Source organism: Enterobacter sp. SES19 (genome assembly GCF_011765665.1).
Classification (GTDB): domain Bacteria; phylum Pseudomonadota; class Gammaproteobacteria; order Enterobacterales; family Enterobacteriaceae; genus Enterobacter; species Enterobacter pseudoroggenkampii.
Genome location: NZ_CP050320.1, coordinates 791,933 through 811,226, shown reverse-complemented (window position 1 = coordinate 811,226; position 19,294 = coordinate 791,933). Strand labels below are relative to the sequence as shown.

Below are 19,294 nucleotides of genomic sequence, written 5' to 3'. Positions count from 1 at the left end.
CCCACAGCGCATTTATCCATATCACCGCCCTGATACTGCAACGCATATATCCCTTCGCCAGCGAATAATTCTCTCCATACCGTAAACCGGAGAGCTGTCGATGGATAACAACACACTGTCAGTAAAAGAAAAGATCGGCTATGGGATGGGCGACGCCGGATGCAACATTATCTTTGGCGCCATCATGCTGTTTGTTAACTATTTTTATACGGATATTTTTGGCCTCGCGCCTGCGCTGGTCGGCGTGCTGCTGCTGTCCGTCCGCGTAATTGACGCCGTAACGGACCCGATCATGGGCGCGATTGCCGACCGTACCCGCAGTAAATATGGCCGGTTTCGTCCATGGCTGCTGTGGATCGCCTTCCCCTACGCGCTGTTCAGCATCCTGATGTTCACCACGCCGGAGTGGAGCTATAACAGCAAAGTTATCTATGCGTTTGTCACCTACTTCCTGCTCTCTTTGACCTATACGGCAATCAACATCCCCTACTGCTCCTTAGGAGGGGTAATCACCAACGATCCAAAAGAACGCGTGGCCTGCCAGTCGTATCGCTTCGTGCTGGTCGGCATCGCCACGCTGCTGCTCTCATTAACGCTGCTGCCGATGGCCGACTGGTTTGGCGGGGACAACAAAGCCAAAGGCTACCAGATGGCGATGACCGTGCTGGCGCTGATTGGCACCTGCATGTTCCTGTTCTGCTTCGCCACCGTGCGCGAGCGCGTGCGCCCGGCGGTACAGACCAACGACGAGTTGAAAAACGATTTGAAAGACGTGTGGAAGAACGACCAGTGGGTACGCATTCTGCTGCTGACGCTCTGCAACGTCTGCCCGGGCTTCATCCGTATGGCGGCCACCATGTATTACGTCACCTGGGTGATGGGCCAGAGCACCCACTTCGCTACGCTGTTTATCAGCCTGGGCGTGGTCGGCATGATGCTCGGCAGCGTGCTGGCAAAAGTGCTGACCGACCGCTGGTGTAAGCTGAAGGTCTTCTTCTGGACCAACATCGTGCTGGCGATTTTCTCCTGCGCCTTCTACTTCTTCGACCCGAAAGCCACCGTCACCATTGTGGTGCTCTACTTCCTGCTGAACATCCTGCACCAGATCCCGTCTCCGCTGCACTGGTCGCTGATGGCCGACGTGGACGACTACGGCGAGTGGAAGACCGGGAAGCGCATCACGGGCATCAGCTTCTCCGGCAACATCTTCTTCCTCAAGCTGGGGCTGGCAATTGCCGGGGCGATGGTCGGCTTCCTGCTCTCCTGGTACGGTTATGACGCGGGCGCGAAAGCGCAGAGCGCGGACGCCATTAACGGGATCGTGCTGCTCTTTACCGTTATTCCCGGCATTGGATACTTAATTACCGCGGGCGTGGTACGTCTGCTGAAGGTGGACCGTGAAACGATGAAACGCATTCAGGAAGACCTGGAAAAACGTCGCACCAATTACCGTGAACTGAGCGACTATCAGGAACTGAAAGCCGCAGAGACAAAATAAGGAGAGCCAAATGCATCAGTGGCCAAACCCGTTTATCGAACAACGCGCCGACCCGTACATTTTACACCATGAGGGGGAATACTATTTTATCGCCTCCGTGCCGCAGTACGACAGGCTGGCGATCCGCCGCGCAGCGTCGCTGGAAGGCTTACGCCATGCTGAAGAAGTTGTGGTCTGGCGCAAACCCGAGACCGGACCCATGAGCCAGCTGATCTGGGCGCCGGAACTGCACCACATTGACGGGAAGTGGTACATCTACTTTGCCGCGACGCACACCCAGGCGCTCGACGCGCTCGGGATGTTCCAGCACCGGATGTTCGCCATTGAATGTGCTGACGACGATCCGCTTACCGGCGCGTGGGTGGAAAAAGGGCAGATCAAAACGCCTTTCGACACCTTCGCCCTGGACGCCACCACCTTTGTGCATCAGGGAAAACGCTGGTATCTGTGGGCGCAAAAAGCGCCGGATATCACCGGAAACTCCAACCTTTACCTGTGCGAAATGGCGAACCCGTGGACGCTAAAAGGCGAGCCGGTGATGCTCAGCAAGCCGGAGTATGACTGGGAATGTCGCGGGTTCTGGGTTAACGAAGGCCCGGCGGTACTGATTCACGGCGATAAGCTGTTTATCAGCTATTCCGCCAGCGCCACCGACGAGAACTACTGTATGGGGCTACTGTGGATAGACCTGAATGCCGATCCGCAAAACCCGGCAAACTGGCACAAATCCCCGCGTCCAGTGTTCGTTACCAGCTATGAAAACCGCCAGTTCGGCCCGGGACACAACAGCTTTACGCAAACGCCGGAAGGGGAAGACGTGCTGGTGTATCACGCGCGTAACTACACCGAAATTGAGGGCGACCCGCTGTACGATCCGAACCGGCATACCCGCCTGAAGCTCGTCCGCTGGAATGAAAACGGGATGCCTGATTTCGGCATCCCGCCCGCGGATACGCTGTAGTCTTTGCGGCGCGCTGGCTTACACCAGCGTGCCGTAAATAGTCAGCAGCGCCACGATCACCACCACCACAAACGACGTTTTCTTCGCCATGGAGACAGCGGCTTTTGGTGTTTCAATCTTGTCGGTATGCGGCTCACGCGCCAGCGAGAACTGCGCCAGACGCGTTAACACCTGGTACTGCGACGTATGGCGATCGGCAAGAGACGCAAACCAAGCGGGCAGCGCTTTTTCACCGTGACCAATTAACGCGTACACCACGCCCACCAGACGCACCGGAAGCCAGTCGAGCACGTGCAGGATGGCATCGATGCCGGACAGCAAACGTTCATGCGGCGTCAGATAGCGGGCAAGCCAGGTCTGCCAGGCGCGCAGGAACGCATACCCCATCAGCAGTACCGGTCCCCACGGGCCGCCCACCACGAACCAGAACAGCGGTGCCAGGTAGTAGCGGAAGTTAATCCACAGCAGCGCGTTCTGCAGCTCGCGCAGAAATTCGCGCTCGTCGCAGTCCGGCGGCACGCCGTGGATCATCGTCAGCTCGCTCGCCATGGCATTGCGCGCATGGGCATCGTCACGGGAGGCGGCTTTCAGGTAGGCGTGATAGTGCAAACGCACCTTGCCCGCACCAATGCACAGCACCCCAAGCAGGATCCACACCACCAGCAGCGGTACGTTGAAAAAGAGTCCGTGCAGCGAGCGCAGGAGCAGGAACGTAATGACCATCACGCCCGCCATCATCAGCAGCGTGCGCAGCATGGAAAAGTGCTTAATCCGGCGGAAAAACACCTCCAGCCGGTGATCCAGATGCCAGTGCTCGCCGAGCTTGAACAGGCGTTCAGCGATGATAACCAGCAGCATGGTAAACAACGTCATGGTATCTCCTTATTCTGACGACGCGGTGAGCATGGCGCGAAACCGGGGCCAGTCAAAGGCCGGGCCGGGATCGGTTTTTCTCTCCGGGGCAATATCACTGTGCCCCGTGATATTGTCGGCGATAGCCGGGTAGAGTCCGATAAGCGTGCGGGTCACGGCCGCTAGCTGTTGATACTGTGAATCGGTATAAGGCGTCGTATCCGTGCCTTCCAGTTCGATCCCGATAGAAAAATCGTTGCACCGTTCGCGCCCGTGATACATCGACACCCCGGCATGCCAGGCGCGCTTATCAAAGGGAACATACTGAACCACTTCACCATCGCGACGAATCAGGCAGTGAGCCGATACGCGCAGATGCGCAATTTCAGCAAAAAAGGGATGAGCATCGGGATCAATCGTTCCCGTGAATAACGCATCGATCCACGGGCCGCCAAATTCACCCGGCGGGAGACTAATATTATGAACCACCAGCAGTGTGGGCTTTTCATCCTCCGGGCGGCAATCGTGGTGCGGCGAGGGCACATGCCGCGCATCCACCAGCCATCCGTTTTCTAACAACATGCTGGAACTCCTTCTGTATGGTGCAATGACTCGGTTCAGAGTAGCATGTTTCAATATTATGATTCGTTACCAATTTGGAGTTTTATCATGCCGCCTCGCCGCTACAACCCCGACCACCGACGTGAAGCGCTTCTGGAACGTATTAATATGGATATTCCGGCAAGCGTCTCCCATGCTTTGAAAGAAGATCTGGGCGGTGACGTTAATGCTGAAAAGGATATTACCGCACAATTATTGCCAAAAGAGACGCGCTCCCACGCGGTCATCATCACCCGTGAAGACGGTGTTTTTTGCGGCAAGCGTTGGGTTGAAGAGGTCTTTACTCAACTGGCAGGCGACGATGTGCAGGTAACATGGCACGTGGAAGACGGCGATGCAGTCAAGGCCAACCAGCCGCTGTTCGAACTGGACGGACCTTCCCGCGTCTTGCTGACCGGCGAACGTACCGCGCTCAATTTTGTACAAACGCTCTCTGGCGTTGCCAGCGAAGTGCGTCGCTACGTTGACCTGCTGGCCGGTACCCGCACTCAGCTGCTGGATACCCGCAAAACGCTGCCGGGCCTGCGCACCGCGCTGAAATATGCGGTGCTCTGCGGCGGGGGCGCAAACCATCGTCTGGGCCTGTCCGACGCCTTCCTGATTAAAGAGAACCACATTATTGCCTCTGGCTCCGTGCGTCAGGCGGTGGAGAAAGCCTTCTGGCTGCACCCGGATGTGCCGGTTGAAGTGGAAGTGGAAAACCTGGACGAGCTGGAGCAGGCGATTAAGGCCGGGGCCGATATCATCATGCTCGATAACTTCGAAACAGAGCAGATGCGCGAGGCGGTAAAACTGACAAACGGCCGGGCTCAGCTTGAAGTATCCGGGAACGTCACTTTCGAAACGATCCGTGAATTCGCCGAAACCGGCGTGGATTACATCTCCGTCGGTGCGCTAACCAAACACGTTCGCGCTCTCGACCTCTCAATGCGCTTTAAATAACGCATTCTCCCCTCTCCACCCGGAGAGGGGAATTTCTGCCCCGCTCGCAGATCCGCTGTTCTTCCCTGCAATACTGAATAAATTCTCTGAAGCCCCCTTCCCGTTCCCTTTTTTGCCCCTCGTTTCTGTTCTTTCCCGCTGACAAAGTAGCGCCACTTTGCATAAGGAGCAGATATGGACAGACAACAAGGCTTCACACTCATTGAGCTGATGGTGGTCATTGGCATTATTGCGATTCTGAGCGCCATCGGCGTCCCCGCCTATCAGAATTACCTGCGCAAGGCGGCGCTGACCGATATGCTGCAAACCTTCGTTCCCTACCGCACCGCCATCGAGCTTTGCGCGCTGGATCACGGTGGTGTGGAAAGCTGCGATGCCGGCAGCAACGGCATCCCTTCCCCCACCACGACACGCTACGTTTCAGGAATGAGCGTAGCGAAAGGGGTCGTGACCTTAACAGGACAGGAGAGTCTTAACGGGCTGACGGTAACCATGACGCCACGGTGGAGCGACGGCAACGGTATGACGGGCTGGACGCGTGACTGCAGCATCAGTGCTGACAGCGCCCTGAAGCAGGCCTGCGAAGACGTTTTCCGCTTCGACAATAACTGAGGAGCGGAAAATGAATACCGATCAACTCGTGGCGCTTTGCCTGCGCCATCACGCTCTGCTGCTCAACAGCGACAGTGACATGGTCAGCATCGCCGTTGTAGGCAACCCCGCGGCTGAACTGATGGAGGCGCTGCGTTTCGCCACCCAGAAACGAATTGATATTGAGTGCTGGAGCGCTGAGCGCATGGAAAAACAGCGACAGCTAACGTCACAATCCCATCTGCCCGTTGTTTCGCTAACGCACTCAACGGTAGATATCCTCAACCACACGCTGCAGCAGGCAATCAACCAGCGCGCCTCTGATATTCATATCGAACCGATGGAGCACGCGTGCCAGATCCGTTTACGCATCGACGGGGTTCTTTGCCCCCAGCCTCCGCTTTCCGCCTCGCTGGCAAGCCAGTTCAGCGCGCGTTTAAAAGTGCTGGGTAACCTGGATATTGCAGAGCGTCGTTTGCCACAGGACGGTCAGTTTACGATTGAGCTGGCGAACGCGCCGGTCTCGTTTCGGATCGCGACGCTTCCCTGCAGCGGCGGCGAGAAAATTGTGCTGCGTCTCCTGCATCAGGTTCAGCAGGCCCTTGAGCCAAAAGCGCTTGGCATGAGTGCTGAACAACTGGCCTGTTTTAATGAGGCCCTCCACCAGCCGCAGGGGCTAATTCTGGTTACCGGCCCTACCGGCAGCGGCAAAACCGTGACGCTGTATAGCGCGCTGCAGGCGCGTAACACCCCTGACGTCAACATCTGTAGCGTGGAGGATCCCATTGAAATCCCCCTTACGGGATTAAACCAGACGCAGATTAATCCCCGGGCGGGTTTAACATTCCAGAGCGTGCTGCGGGCGCTGCTACGCCAGGATCCAGACATCATTATGGTCGGCGAAATTCGTGACGGTGAAACGGCAGGGATTGCCATTAATGCTGCCCAGACCGGGCACCTGGTGCTATCAACGCTGCACACCAACTCGACGACGGAAGCCCTGACTCGCCTGGAGCAGATGGGCGTGGCGCGCTGGATGATATCTTCCGCGCTGTCGATGGTGATTGCCCAGCGGCTGGTCCGGCGTCTGTGCCCGCACTGTCGCCGGGAAGCCAGCGAGCATCCTGAATTACCGCGCGCCGTATGGTCCAGACCGCTTCCACGCTGGCAGCCCATCGGCTGTGAGCGTTGTTATCACGGTTTTTATGGCCGTGTGGCCATTTTTGAAGTACTCACGATCGACAATGCCCTGCGGCAGGCCATTGCCAGCGGGGCGGGAACAGAAGTGATAGAGGCGAGCGCCCGGCAGGCGGGAATGATTTCTCTTTTCGAGCACGGCTGCATGGCCGTCGAACAGGGGATGACCACGATCGAAGAGCTGGTGCGCATCCTGGGCATGCCGGATGGCTGCTAATCAGCTCTGGCGCTGGCGAGCGCTCACCCAGGAAGGAGAACCCCGAAGCGGGACTCTCTGGGCCACAGACCGCAATGCCGCCTTCACCAGGCTGATGCACAGCGGCCTCCATCCTCTGACGCTGACCCGATGCGCTCAGAGACACCGCTGGCGGCCACACCACTGCTACGAGATGTTTCGCCAGCTCGCAACGCTTCTGCAGGCCGGGCTGACATTGTCCCACAGCCTGCAGATGCTGGCAGAACAACATCCGTTAAAACCGTGGCAGGCGCTGCTGCAAAGCATTGCCGATGAGCTTAGTGAGGGAGCCCCCTTTTCTGAGTCGCTAAAAAAGTGGCCAGCCGTTTTTAGCCCACTGCATGTCTCGATGGTGAAAACCGGTGAACTCACAGGGAAGCTGGAGGAGTGCTGTCGCCAGCTCGCGCAGCAGCAAAAAGCGCAGCAGCAGCTCAGTGCGAAAGTGAAAAAGGCGCTGCGCTACCCGGCGATCGTCCTGACCCTGGCCGTACTCGTGGTGCTGGCGATGGTCATCCTGGTCTTGCCCGAGTTTGCCGCGATCTACAAAACGTTTAACACTCCGCTTCCGCTGCTGACGCAAATGGTCATGGGGATGGCCGCATTTATGCGGTCATATGCCCTTGCGTTGTTCGCCGCGTTACTCGCGCCCTTAGCCACCGCCTGGACTCTGCGGCAGAACCCTCGCTGGCAGCGCATCCTGATGCTAACTCCCGTGTTGGGCGCACTGGCAAAAGGTCAAAAACTGGGACATATCTTTACCGTGCTGTCACTCACGCAACAGGCGGGCATCCCCTTTTTACAGGGCCTGGCGAGTGCAGAGGAAACTGTTGAGAGCCGGTACTGGCAGGGAATACTTCGCGGCGTGCGAGAGGACATTGAAAAAGGCCTCCCCGTCTGCTCATCCTTTCAGAAAGCGGCCATCTTTACCCCGCTGTGCATTCAGCTTTTACGAACCGGCGAAATGTCAGGTGCGCTGGACATCATGCTGGCAAACCTCGCCCGACATCACACGGAACAGACCTTTCAACGGGCAGATAGCCTGGCGGCACTTCTCGAGCCAGTGCTTCTGATTGTGACGGGGGTCATTATCGGCACGCTGGTGATGGCCATGTACCTGCCGATATTCCACCTGGGAGATGCGATGAGCGCGGGATAGTAAAATAGGGCTGGCGCACGAGCATGCGCCAGCGAAAACCATTACAGGCTATTGAATACGCGGTTTTCCTGTTCCTGAACGCGAATAAACGTTGTACGTTTTGTCAGCTCTTTCAGGCGGGATGCCCCAACGTAGGTGCAGGCCGAGCGCAGGCCGCCAAGGATATCGCGCGCGGTGTATTCAACCGGGCCGCGCAGAGGCAGCTTCACTGTTTTACCTTCTGCCGCACGGTATTTTGCCACGCCACCGACGTGACGGGTCATCGCGGATTCAGAGCTCATGCCGTAGAACAGCATAAATTTCTCGCCGTTCTCTTCAACCACGGTACCACCGCTCTCTTCGTGACCTGCCAGCATACCGCCGAGCATCACGAAGTCCGCACCGCCACCGAAGGCTTTCGCAACATCACCCGGCATGGTGCAACCGCCGTCGCTGATGATCTGGCCGCCGAGCCCGTGCGCCGCGTCGGCACATTCAATGACGGCGGAGAGCTGCGGATAACCGACGCCGGTTTTGACGCGTGTGGTGCATACGGAGCCCGGGCCAATACCTACTTTCACGATATCTGCACCGGAGAGGATCAGCTCTTCACACATTTCACCGGTCACCACGTTGCCCGCGATGATGGTTTTCGTCGGCCAGGCCTCACGCGCCTTGCTGACGAACTGCACGAAGTGCTCGGAGTAACCATTCGCCACATCAATACAAACGAAGTTCAGCGCCGGGTTAGCATTCAGGATCTGTTTGGTCTTCTCGAAATCCGCATCGGAGGTACCGGTAGAGACCATCACATGCTTCACCACGTCAGCAGACGCGGACGCAACGAACGCATTCCACTCTTCAGGGCTGTAATGTTTGTGCACGGCGGTGAGAATGTCGAACTGTGCCAGGGCGGTTGCCATCTCAAAGGTTCCCACAGTATCCATGTTGGCAGCGATGATCGGCACGCCAGACCAGGTCTGACCGGAATGCTTAAAGGTGAATTGACGTTCGAGTTCAACGTCTGAGCGACTTTTCAGTGTAGAGCGTTTAGGGCGGATAAGAACGTCTTTGAAACCTAACTTCAGATCTTCTTCGATACGCATGTGCGGATTCCTGGGGTTAGAGGCAAATATGTTAAAAGCACAACTCCAGTGACGTTATCATACGCACTAATACCTGCTCCGCAAGACTGCGAAATTCTCTTTTTTTACGCTACAATCCTATAAATTTACCTGGTAAAAAGCCGGTAAACGGGGCTAAACAGTGGCTGGCGCACGTAAGAATTTTAATCAACTGATTTTAAAAATGAATAATTCCCAGGATTTGATTTAATGGGGTATATCGTCGCATTAACCGGCGGCATCGGTAGTGGCAAAAGTACCGTTGCTGACGCTTTCTCTCGTTTGGGTGTCACGATTATCGATGCCGATATCATTGCCCGCCAGGTGGTAGAGCCCAATACACCCGCGCTAAAGGCCATCGCAGAACATTTTGGTCAGGCCATCATCAATGCCGATGGCACACTGAATCGCCGTCAGCTTCGTGAATGCATTTTTTCCGATTCCGCGGAAAAAGCCTGGCTTAATAGCCTTCTCCACCCCATCATCCACCTGGAAACTCAGCGTCAGATCGCCGCGGCCCGCTCGCCCTATGTCTTATGGGTGGTTCCGCTACTGGTTGAAAATCAGCTGCAGAAGAAAGCCGATCGGGTGCTGGTGATTGATGTCTCTCCCGAAACGCAAATCCAGAGAACCATGACGCGCGACCATGTCTCGCGGGAGCATGCTGAACACATTCTTGCCGCTCAGGCTACGCGCGCTCAGCGCCTTGCCGTGGCGGATGATGTCATTGATAATAACGGCGCACCAGATGCCATTGCATCGGATGTTGCCCGTCTGCACGCGCAGTATCTGACGTTTGCCGCGCAGGCCGTTGCACAGGAAAAACCATAATGTCGACACACATCCTTTTTGAGCATCCGCTCAACGAAAAAATGCGCACCTGGCTGCGCATCGAATTCCTCATTCAGCAGCTTTCACAACATCTGCCGGTTAACGATCACGCTACGGCGCTGCACTTCTTCCGCAACGTAGGCGATCTGCTGGATGTGATTGAACGCGGCGATGTCCGCACAGAATTACTCAAAGAGCTGGAGCGCCAGCAGCGTAAATTACAGGCATGGGCTGAGGTTCCGGGGGTGGATGTAAGCCGTATCGATTCCCTTCGTCAGCAGCTTAAAACCAGCAGCAGCATCCTGATGGCCGCGCCGCGCGTCGGGCAGTTTTTGCGTGAAGACCGCCTGATTGGCCTGGTCCGCCAGCGTCTGAGCATCCCTGGCGGCTGCTGTAGCTTCGACCTGCCGACGCTGCATATGTGGCTACATATGCCACAGGCGCAGCGTGACGCGCAGGTGAACAGCTGGCTGGCAAGCCTGGAGCCGATGCACCAGACGCTGTCGCTGATCCTCGATCTGATTCGTAACTCTGCACCGTTCCGCAAGCAAACCAGCCTGAATGGTTTCTTCCAGGATAACGGTGATGATGCCGATCTTCTGCGTCTCAATCTGTCTCTTGGCGAACAGCTTTACCCACAGATTTCCGGGCATAAGAGCCGCTTTGCGATTCGCTTTATGCCGCTGGACAGTGAAAATGGCACCGTGCCGGAACGTCTCGATTTTGAACTGGCCTGTTGTTAAGGAGTGCCGATGTCTGATGTCACCACCGTAAACTGCCCTACCTGTGGCAAAACCGTTGTCTGGGGCGAAGTGAGTCCGTTCCGCCCATTCTGCTGCAAACGCTGCCAGCTTATTGACCTGGGCGAATGGGCGGCGGAAGAGAAACGCATTCCGAGTAAAGGCGATCTCTCCGACAGCGACGACTGGAGTGAAACCCAGCAGTAATCTGTAAAGCCTGCTGGCGCGTCGCTCAGCAGGCCTACGGTTGTGCGACTAACCGCAGGATCACAGGTTCATTAGCTGGCGGGAATTTTTCGGCATCACTTGCCTGAAGCGCCACCCAGTTACCCGGCTGCCCCTCTTTTCCCCAGGGTTCACCTTCCCAGTTTTCCACTAGCCAGAACCACAGCGTGATGTGCCTGTCCGGAAACTGGTACTCAAGCTTATCAAACAGCGTAGCGCCAAGCGGAGTGATCCCCACCTCTTCCTGAAGTTCCCGAACCAGCGCCTCTTCCGGTGTTTCACCTGACTCGATTTTACCGCCCGGAAACTCCCACTTGTTCGCCATATGGGCGTCGGCAGCACGCTGGGTGATGAAGATTTGGTTTTGCGGGTTGCGAATAATCCCGACGGCAATTTGCAGTATTTTCATATTGTTACTTCCATAAAAAAGGCGCAGATGTCTGCGCCTTTTTGTTTTTTATGAACTTAGCTCAGACGGCCGTGGCACGCCTTGTACTTTTTACCGGAACCACACGGGCACGGATCGTTACGACCCACTTTACGATCGCCGGTCTGCGCGGCGATCGCCGCTGCGGCTTCGCTGTCGTCGGTCTGATGACTCAGCTGTTGCATTTGTGCCAGACGCTCGGCTTCTTCACGACGCTGCTGCTCCATCGCTTCCACTTCTTCCGGCATACGCACCTGAACCTTGCTCAGGGTGCTGATCACTTCGTACTTCAGTGACTCCAGCATAGACGCAAACATGGAGAAGGATTCACGCTTGTATTCCTGCTTCGGATCTTTCTGCGCATAGCCACGCAGGTGGATACCCTGACGCAGGTAGTCCATCGCCGCCAGGTGCTCTTTCCACAGGGAGTCCAGAGTCTGCAGCATCACGCCTTTTTCGAAGTGACGCATCATTTCAGCGCCAACAACCTCTTCCTTACGCTTGTAAACGTCCAGCGCGGTTTCAAAGATACGTTCACGCAGGGTCTCTTCGTGCAGCTCAGGCTCTTTGTCCAGCCACTCTTTGATTGGCAGTTCGAGGTCAAAGTCATTTTTCAGACGTTCCTGCAGGCCTTCAATATCCCACATCTCTTCCAGAGACTGCGGTGGAATATGCGCGTCGATGGTGGCTTTGAACACATCTTCACGAATGCTGTTGATGGTTTCGCTCACATCGGACACGTCCAGCAGTTCGTTACGCTGGGTGTAGATCGCACGGCGCTGATCGTTAGCCACGTCATCATATTCCAGCAGCTGCTTACGAATATCGAAGTTACGGCTTTCCACTTTGCGCTGTGCGTTAGCGATCGCTTTGGTGACCCACGGGTGCTCAATAGCTTCGCCAGGTTTCATCCCCAGCTTACGCATCATGCCGGACACGCGGTCGGAGGCAAAAATACGCATCAGCGCATCTTCCATAGACAGGTAGAACCGGGATGAACCGGCATCACCCTGACGACCCGCACGACCACGCAGCTGGTTATCGATACGACGGGATTCATGACGTTCTGTACCGATGATGTGCAGACCGCCGGACGCCAGAACGGCGTCATGACGAACCTGCCAGTCGGCTTTGATCTGGGCAATCTGTTCTGGCGTTGGGTTTTCCAGCTCCGCCACTTCAGCCTGCCAGCTACCGCCCAGCATAATGTCGGTACCACGACCCGCCATGTTGGTGGCGATGGTTACGGCAGCCGGATAACCCGCCTGCGCAACGATGTCCGCTTCTTTGGCGTGGAATTTGGCGTTAAGAACGTTGTGTTGGATACCCGCTTTCGTCAGCTCATGCGAAACCACTTCGGATTTCTCGATGGAGATGGTCCCCACCAGAACCGGCTGGCCATTGGCAGTACGGTCGCGAATATCTTCGATGATCGCCTGAATTTTTTCCGCTTCGGTCATGTACACCAGGTCCGGCATATCCTTACGGATCATCGGACGGTTGGTTGGAACGACCACGGTATCCAGCTTGTAGATAGAGCTGAATTCAAACGCTTCGGTATCGGCAGTACCGGTCATCCCCGCCAGCTTCTCGTACAGACGGAAGTAGTTCTGGAAGGTGATAGACGCCAGCGTCTGGTTTTCATTCTGAATATCCACGCCTTCTTTGGCTTCCACAGCCTGGTGCAGACCGTCAGACCAGCGACGTCCCTGCATGGTACGGCCGGTGTGCTCATCGACGATGATCACTTCGCCGTCTTTTACGATGTAGTCGACGTCGCGGGTGAACAGCGCGTGGGCACGCAGCGCGGCGGTCACGTGGTGCATCAGCATAATGTTGCTCGGGGAGTACAGAGACTCGCCCTCTTCCATAATGCCTTCAGCGACCAGCAGCTCTTCAATTTTCACCAGACCACGTTCGGTCAGGTTCACCTGGCGCGCTTTTTCATCAACGGAGAAGTGGCCTTCACCCTGGAAGGTATCCGAGTCCTCTTTCTCCTGACGCAGCAGGTGTGGAATGATTTTGTCGACCTTACGGTACATCTCGGAGCTGTCTTCAGCCGGGCCGGAGATGATAAGCGGAGTACGCGCTTCATCGATCAGGATGGAGTCCACCTCATCCACCAGCGCATAGTGCAGTTTACGCTGTACGCGTTCTTCCGGGCTGAACGCCATGTTGTCACGCAGGTAGTCGAAGCCGTATTCGTTGTTGGTGCCGTAGGTGATGTCCGCGTTATACGCTTCACGCTTGGCTGGCGCAGGCAGGCCGGACATGTTGATGCCGACGGTCATACCGAGGAATTCGAACAGTGGACGGTTGTTTTCGGCGTCACGCTGCGCCAGATAGTCGTTGACGGTTACCACGTGAACGCCTTTACCGGTCAGCGCGTTCAGGTAAGCCGGCAGCGTTGCGGTCAGGGTTTTACCTTCACCGGTACGCATTTCCGCGATGCAGCGCTCGTTAAGCACCATACCGCCCAGCAGCTGAACGTCGAAGTGACGCATGCCGAATACGCGCTTACTCGCTTCACGCACAACAGCAAACGCTTCTGGGATCAGGCTTTCTAAGGTTTCGCCTTTTTCCAGACGCGCACGGAATTCCGCCGTTTTCGCTTTCAGCTCATCATCAGAGAGCTTCTCCATCGCCGGTTCCATACCGTTGATGACGGCAACAGCTTTGCGCATACGGCGCAGGGTACGATCGTTACGACTACCAAAAACTTTAGTTAACAATTTGATTAGCATAATAAATTCTCAAACGCCCCATCGTGGGCAGATAAATTAAGGTATTGAAAAAGTTAATTTAGCTGAGGCGTTGCGGCCCGGCACGAATGCCGTGAGTCTGGCTAATCCAGGTTGAAACAGAGAATGAGACAGGCGGAACGAGCGCGAGCTGCGTCGTCTGGCGAACCATAACCGGCGGCTGGCTGTCCTGCGTGAGCAGCGCGTTGAGCGTGTCCAGCAGCGCAAGATGCTGTGCCTGCACCGGAAGCGTCTCTTCCGCAACAGGCATGGCCTGTGGTGCCATCGCGAAGGAGAGATGACGGATAACCGTGCGGATAGCGTGCTGGTGCCAGTAATCAACGGAGAAATTCGGGCGGCGGCTGGCTTCAAGCCACGCGAGGTTTGTAAAGTTAACCCGCGTGTTGAGATCGTGTTTGGTGGTAGAGGTTTTCGCGGGCGTCGCCGCTTCTGCACTGTTGCTGAGCGCAGGCAAGCCGAAACTCGCCGCGACCATCCCTAATAAGAGATGCGGCCAGAAGTAACGTCTGCCAAATTGTCGCCAGCGCGTCAGTATTCCGCTCACCTGCTCCACCCAATAAGCCAGCCTTGCAGAGGCTGAGTTCAGTTATTCTTTTTAGCGCCCAGATAGTACCACTAAAGCTAATGTACATCAGCAGGAATGAGGTGCCGCCGCGGGGAAAAACGGTCAAGAATGCAGCTAACGCACACATTTTCTGCGTAAGACAAACGAGAGATAACGCCGGGGCAAACGAAGAAGGGTAAAAATAAAAACGACTGGTCTTCCTGGTCGGAGAGAGTACCAGGTTAACCAGTCGATTTTTTTACGAAACGGTTTGAACCGTTACGCCAGAACCATGCTTGGTGCTTTGAAAGCCAGCGGCAGTTCAGCTTCGTCTTCGAAGGTCACATATTCCCAGGCTTCCTGTTTTGCCAGGACGGCCTGCAACAGTTTGTTGTTCAGCGCATGACCGGATTTGAACGCGGTAAATGCACCAATGATGTTGTGACCACACATGAACAGGTCGCCGATAGCATCCAGCATTTTGTGACGAACGAATTCATCTTCGAAACGCAGGCCGTCTTCGTTCAGTACGCGATAATCGTCAACAACGATGGCACAATCGAAGCTGCCGCCCAGGCACAGGCCGCGGGACTGCAGATATTCGATATCACGCATGAAGCCAAATGTACGGGCTCGGCTGATCTGGCGCATAAACGCATCAGCAGAGAAGTTCATCGCATAGCGTTGGGTGCTGGAGTCAATCGCCGGATGGTTAAAGTCGATGGTAAAGTCCAACGAGAAACCATTGTACGGTTTGAATTCAGCCCACTTGTCGCCATCTTCGACGCGAACGGTCTCTTTGATGCGTACAAATTTCTTCGCGCAGTTCAGTTCTTCGATGCCGGCATCCAGCAACAGATAGACGAACGGTGCAGCACTGCCATCCATAATCGGGATTTCTGGCGCATCGACTTCAACAATAATGTTGTCGATACCCAGACCCGCCAGGGCGGCGTTCAGGTGCTCTACGGTAGAAATCCGCACGTCATGCTCGTTCACCAGACAAGTACAGAGCATAGTATCACGCACAGATTTGGCATCGGCCGGAAAATCTACCGGTGGATTCAAGTCGGTGCGACGATAGATGACCCCGGTATTGGCCGGCGCAGGGCGTAACGTCAGCGTGACTTTCTTGCCGGTATGTAAACCGACACCAGTCGCCTGAACGATACGTTTAAGTGTCCTTTGTTTGATCATCGTATAATCTCGCCAAATTAACTATCCAACCGAGAGTGTATATCACTAACGGTGGGCCAGTTTAGCACAAAGAGCGCAAATCCCCTAATTCCAGCCAATTCTTAGTCAGCTTGCTTACGCAGGAACGCCGGGATATCCAGATAATCTGGCTCTTTCGCCGTTTGCGGCGTTGGGTCATTCACCACTTTCGCGGCCGGTTTCTGCTCCTGAGTCAGAGGAGACATACCGTGCTGCTGGTAACGATCCATTACCGGTTGCTGAGTCTGCTTGTTGGTCACTAAGGTGATCTCAGGACGTTTGTCCATACCGATACCGGTCGCAACAACGGTAACACGCAGCTCGTCGTTCATTTCAGGGTCAAGGGAAGTACCGATTACCACGGTAGCGTTGTCAGAGGCGAACGCACGGATAGTGTTACCCACGGTTTCGAACTCATCCAGACGCAGGTCGAAGCCAGCGGTAATGTTGACCAGCACGCCGCGCGCACCAGACAGATCGATATCTTCCAGCAGTGGAGAAGAGATAGCCATTTCAGCCGCTTCTTCTGCACGGTCTTCACCGCTCGCCACGCCAGAGCCCATCATCGCGTAGCCCATTTCGGACATCACGGTGCGAACGTCTGCAAAGTCAACGTTCATCAGGCCAGGACGGGTAATCAGTTCAGCGATACCCTGAACCGCACCTTTCAGCACGTCGTTTGCTGCACCGAATGCGTCCAGCAGGGAGATACCGCGACCCAGAACTTTCAACAGTTTATCGTTCGGGATGGTGATCAGCGAGTCCACATGCTTGGACAGCTCGGTGATCCCCTGCTCCGCGAAAGCCATACGCTTCTTGCCTTCAAAGTTGAAAGGCTTGGTCACGACAGCAACGGTCAGGATACCTAAATCTTTTGCCACTTCAGCCACAACAGGTGCTGCGCCGGTACCGGTACCGCCACCCATACCTGCTGCGATGAAGACCATGTCCGCACCTTCCAGTGCAGCGCGCAGGGCTTCACGATCTTCTTCAGCCGCATTGCGACCCACTTCCGGGTTAGCCCCTGCTCCCAGCCCTTTGGTGATACCACCGCCGATCTGGATAGTCTGGCCTACAGCCGTTTTACGCAGTGCCTGTGCATCGGTGTTAACTGCGAAGAACTCAACACCCTCAATGCGTTCACGCACCATATGCTCTACGGCGTTACCGCCGCCGCCACCGACGCCGATGACTTTAATCACCGCGTCGTTGGTCAGTTCCATAGGTTCAAACATAATTTCTCTCTCCGTTGTGCCTGTCGCCCGAGACCGCTAATTCTCTCCGGTCTCTTAAAAAAATTAAAACTCTTTTCGCAACCAGTTGTTCAGTCGTTTGACCCACGACCCCACTGAGACGCGTTTTTCCACTTCTGCTTCACCACTGAGATGAGATTCCTTCCCGTAGTGGAGCAGGCCCACAGCCGTTGAATAATACGGCTCCTGAGCATAATCCGTTAAACCGGTGATATTCAGCGGCGCACCAATACGCACCTGCGTATGGAACACGCGCTGAGCACAGGCCGCAAGACCTTCAATTTGCGCTGCACCGCCGGTTAATACAATCCCCGCAGCAAGATGATGTTTAACGCCCTGCTGACGAAGCTGTTCCTGTAACTGTAAAATCTCTTCGTTGACCAGGTTGAGCAGCTCGGTATAGCGCGGCTCAATCACCTCTGCCAACGTCTGGCGCTGCAGGCTACGCGGTGGACGACCACCAACGCTCGGCACTTCAACGCTCTCATCTTTGCCAACAATAGACCCCAGCGCACAGCCGTGGCGCACTTTAATCGCTTCTGCATCGCTCGGCGGCGTACCAAAAGCGTAAGCAATATCGCTGGTCACGACGTTCCCTGCGTACGGGATCACTTTGGTGTGGCGCAACGCACCGCCGGTATATACGGCGATATCCATTGTACCACCACCAATATCGACCACACAGACACCCAGTTCACGTTCATCTTCGGTCAGCACGGAATAACTTGCCGCCAGACCCGCGAAAATAAGTTGGTCAACTTTCAGGCCACAACGTTCAACGGCTTTTACAATGTTCTTCGCCATATCGTTGTGACATGTGATCAGGTGCACTTTTGCCTGCATACGTACGCCAGAAAGACCGACCGGGTTCTTGATCCCTTCCTGGTAGTCAATCGCATATTCCTGCGGGATGACATGCAGCACGCGATGCTCATCGCGGACGCGCACGGACTTCGCCGTGTGCACGACGTTTTCAACGTCTTCCTGCGTCACTTCTTCTTCGGAAATCGGCACCATACCGATTTCGTTCTGGCAGCTAATGTGCTTACCAGAAAGGGCCAGATAGACAGAAGAAATCTGGCAATCTGCCATCAATTCAGCCTGATCGATGGCGCGCTGAACGCATTTCACCACCGATTCAAGATCGTTTACCCCACCTTTATCCATACCACGGGACGGGCAACTGCCTACGCCAATGATATTGACCATACCGTCGGGCAGAACTTCCCCTACTAAAGCGGCAACCTTCGCGGTGCCAATCTCCAGTCCAACTACCAGTTTTCTGTCCGTCGCCTTGATCATTGTTGTTCTGCCTGTACCTGTGCCTGATTCTGTTGCTGATTAGGTTCCTCGACCGGAGCCGGTACCCAACCGACTGCTGCGCCTGAGTCATAGCGCAAATCAACGTAGCTTATCCGTTTGCCGTCAGTCTGTGCCTGCTGCTGTAAAACCGGGTAAAGTTCGACAAAACGCGCCAGACGCTTCATTGTGTCTCCGCGTCCCAGGTTGAGCTTAATGCCGTTCGTTAACGTCAGCTGCCAGGAACGGCGCGCCGTCATGGCAGCATCTTTTAACGTAAACCTGTCCTTCGCCAGCACCTGACCCATCTCGCGAAAACCCTGTAACACTTCGTTTTCGCTGCCTTCAGGGCCATACAACATCGGTAAATTTTGCTTGTTGACACGATCGGTCGGGACGCTGAAGGAATTTCCGTCTACGTCAACCATGTGCTGATCATTCCAACGCGCAATGGGCACATATTCAACCAGATGAATCTTCAATTCATCAGGCCATTGCTTTCTTACGCTCGCCTGTTTTATCCATGGCAGACGTTCTATCTGGCTCTGGATAATATTGACGTCCTGCGTCATAAAGGTGCCAGGCGAGCCCAGCGCCAGTATTGACTGACGAATATCGTCGTTACGCGTGTAGTGGCGCTCGCCGGTGACCACCAGCTTAGAGAGCGGCAACCGCTGCGCATCTTCCATCCAGCCCAGGACCATCCAGCCGCTGATAAACACAGTGCACAACACCCCGAGCAGGAAAATGATGCCTGCAAGACGCGTTCCATTACTGCGGCGTGAAGAGGTGTATTCGTCCTCGTCATCGCGGTTGCGCGTGTTCAATGCAGCCTGAGACAT

At 55.5% G+C, this 19,294-nt stretch carries 19 protein-coding genes; 9 read left to right on the top strand and 10 right to left on the bottom strand.

Translation table 11 applies throughout. The annotated features are described in order from the left end of the window. Positions 1-100: 100 nt before the first annotated feature. Both GXP72_RS03780 and GXP72_RS03775 read left to right on the top strand, forming a co-directional pair. A complete protein-coding gene (locus GXP72_RS03780) occupies positions 101-1,498 on the top strand; it encodes an MFS transporter (protein WP_061715960.1) in 1,398 nt (465 codons plus the stop codon). A 10-nt stretch (positions 1,499-1,508) separates the two neighbouring features. Beyond that, positions 1,509-2,459 (top strand): family 43 glycosylhydrolase, encoded by a 951-nt coding sequence (locus GXP72_RS03775; RefSeq protein ID WP_090419046.1) that lies wholly within the window; start codon positions 1,509-1,511, stop codon positions 2,457-2,459. Positions 2,460-2,477: 18 nt separating this feature from the next. Here the strand turns inward: GXP72_RS03775 and ampE are convergent, their stop codons facing one another. Continuing rightward, a complete protein-coding gene (gene ampE / locus GXP72_RS03770; RefSeq protein WP_090419051.1) occupies positions 2,478-3,332 on the bottom strand; it encodes a beta-lactamase regulator AmpE in 855 nt (284 codons plus the stop codon). 9 nt (positions 3,333-3,341) lie between these two features. Next, on the bottom strand, positions 3,342-3,893 hold the full coding sequence (gene ampD / locus GXP72_RS03765) for a 1,6-anhydro-N-acetylmuramyl-L-alanine amidase AmpD (RefSeq protein ID WP_024907473.1): 552 nt from the start codon (positions 3,891-3,893) through the stop codon (positions 3,342-3,344). A gap of 87 nt (positions 3,894-3,980) precedes the next feature. Here ampD and nadC point away from each other — a divergent pair, with 87 nt between their 5' ends. The 4 genes from nadC to hofC all read left to right on the top strand — a co-directional run bounded on the left by nadC (position 3,981) and on the right by hofC (position 8,053). Next, positions 3,981-4,874, top strand: a complete 894-nt coding sequence (nadC, locus tag GXP72_RS03760) for a carboxylating nicotinate-nucleotide diphosphorylase (RefSeq protein WP_024907472.1) — start codon at positions 3,981-3,983, stop codon at positions 4,872-4,874. A 174-nt stretch (positions 4,875-5,048) separates the two neighbouring features. After that, positions 5,049-5,486 (top strand): prepilin peptidase-dependent pilin, encoded by a 438-nt coding sequence (gene ppdD / locus GXP72_RS03755; RefSeq protein ID WP_024907471.1) that lies wholly within the window; start codon positions 5,049-5,051, stop codon positions 5,484-5,486. Between the two features lie 10 nt (positions 5,487-5,496). Next, on the top strand, positions 5,497-6,879 hold the full coding sequence (gene gspE, locus GXP72_RS03750; protein ID WP_208763509.1) for a type II secretion system protein GspE: 1,383 nt from the start codon (positions 5,497-5,499) through the stop codon (positions 6,877-6,879). Next, positions 6,869-8,053, top strand: a complete 1,185-nt coding sequence (gene hofC / locus GXP72_RS03745; protein ID WP_090419056.1) for a protein transport protein HofC — start codon at positions 6,869-6,871, stop codon at positions 8,051-8,053. Before gspE ends, hofC begins: the two co-directional genes overlap by 11 nt. A 41-nt stretch (positions 8,054-8,094) precedes the next feature. On the opposite strand, the gene GXP72_RS03740 is transcribed toward hofC, so the two are convergent. Continuing rightward, entirely contained in the window at positions 8,095-9,138 is a 1,044-nt protein-coding gene (locus GXP72_RS03740) for a GMP reductase (protein WP_023310407.1), read from the bottom strand. 228 nt (positions 9,139-9,366) lie between these two features. Here GXP72_RS03740 and coaE point away from each other — a divergent pair, with 228 nt between their 5' ends. From coaE to yacG, 3 genes are read left to right on the top strand one after another with little or no spacing between them, the layout of a single operon-like run. Further along, on the top strand, positions 9,367-9,987 hold the full coding sequence (coaE, locus tag GXP72_RS03735; RefSeq protein ID WP_024907467.1) for a dephospho-CoA kinase: 621 nt from the start codon (positions 9,367-9,369) through the stop codon (positions 9,985-9,987). Beyond that, positions 9,987-10,730, top strand: coding sequence for a cell division protein ZapD (gene zapD / locus GXP72_RS03730; RefSeq protein ID WP_024907466.1), 744 nt, complete (start codon positions 9,987-9,989; stop codon positions 10,728-10,730). The genes coaE and zapD overlap by 1 nt, the downstream gene beginning before the upstream one ends. Before the next feature lie 9 nt (positions 10,731-10,739). Then, positions 10,740-10,934: a DNA gyrase inhibitor YacG gene (yacG, locus tag GXP72_RS03725; RefSeq protein ID WP_024907465.1), complete on the top strand. Its 195-nt coding sequence runs from the start codon at positions 10,740-10,742 to the stop codon at positions 10,932-10,934. 34 nt (positions 10,935-10,968) lie between these two features. On the opposite strand, the gene mutT is transcribed toward yacG, so the two are convergent. The 7 genes from mutT to ftsQ form a co-directional block, all read right to left on the bottom strand. Next, positions 10,969-11,361 (bottom strand): 8-oxo-dGTP diphosphatase MutT, encoded by a 393-nt coding sequence (gene mutT, locus GXP72_RS03720; RefSeq protein ID WP_024907464.1) that lies wholly within the window; start codon positions 11,359-11,361, stop codon positions 10,969-10,971. Positions 11,362-11,417: 56 nt separating this feature from the next. Continuing rightward, the gene (gene secA, locus GXP72_RS03715; RefSeq protein WP_024907463.1) at positions 11,418-14,123 is read right to left on the bottom strand and encodes a preprotein translocase subunit SecA; all 2,706 of its coding nucleotides are present in this window, start codon (positions 14,121-14,123) and stop codon (positions 11,418-11,420) included. Positions 14,124-14,181: 58 nt separating this feature from the next. Further along, positions 14,182-14,685, bottom strand: coding sequence for a secA translation cis-regulator SecM (gene secM, locus GXP72_RS03710; protein ID WP_073961640.1), 504 nt, complete (start codon positions 14,683-14,685; stop codon positions 14,182-14,184). A 279-nt stretch (positions 14,686-14,964) separates the two neighbouring features. Next, a complete protein-coding gene (lpxC, locus tag GXP72_RS03705; RefSeq protein ID WP_008501977.1) occupies positions 14,965-15,882 on the bottom strand; it encodes a UDP-3-O-acyl-N-acetylglucosamine deacetylase in 918 nt (305 codons plus the stop codon). Between the two features lie 101 nt (positions 15,883-15,983). After that, the gene (gene ftsZ, locus GXP72_RS03700; RefSeq protein WP_008501978.1) at positions 15,984-17,135 is read right to left on the bottom strand and encodes a cell division protein FtsZ; all 1,152 of its coding nucleotides are present in this window, start codon (positions 17,133-17,135) and stop codon (positions 15,984-15,986) included. A 63-nt stretch (positions 17,136-17,198) separates the two neighbouring features. Next, a complete protein-coding gene (gene ftsA / locus GXP72_RS03695; protein WP_023334508.1) occupies positions 17,199-18,455 on the bottom strand; it encodes a cell division protein FtsA in 1,257 nt (418 codons plus the stop codon). Further along, positions 18,452-19,294 carry a cell division protein FtsQ gene (ftsQ, locus tag GXP72_RS03690; RefSeq protein ID WP_024907461.1) on the bottom strand — a complete coding sequence of 281 codons (843 nt, stop codon included), beginning with the start codon at positions 19,292-19,294 and terminating at the stop codon, positions 18,452-18,454. Before ftsQ ends, ftsA begins: the two co-directional genes overlap by 4 nt.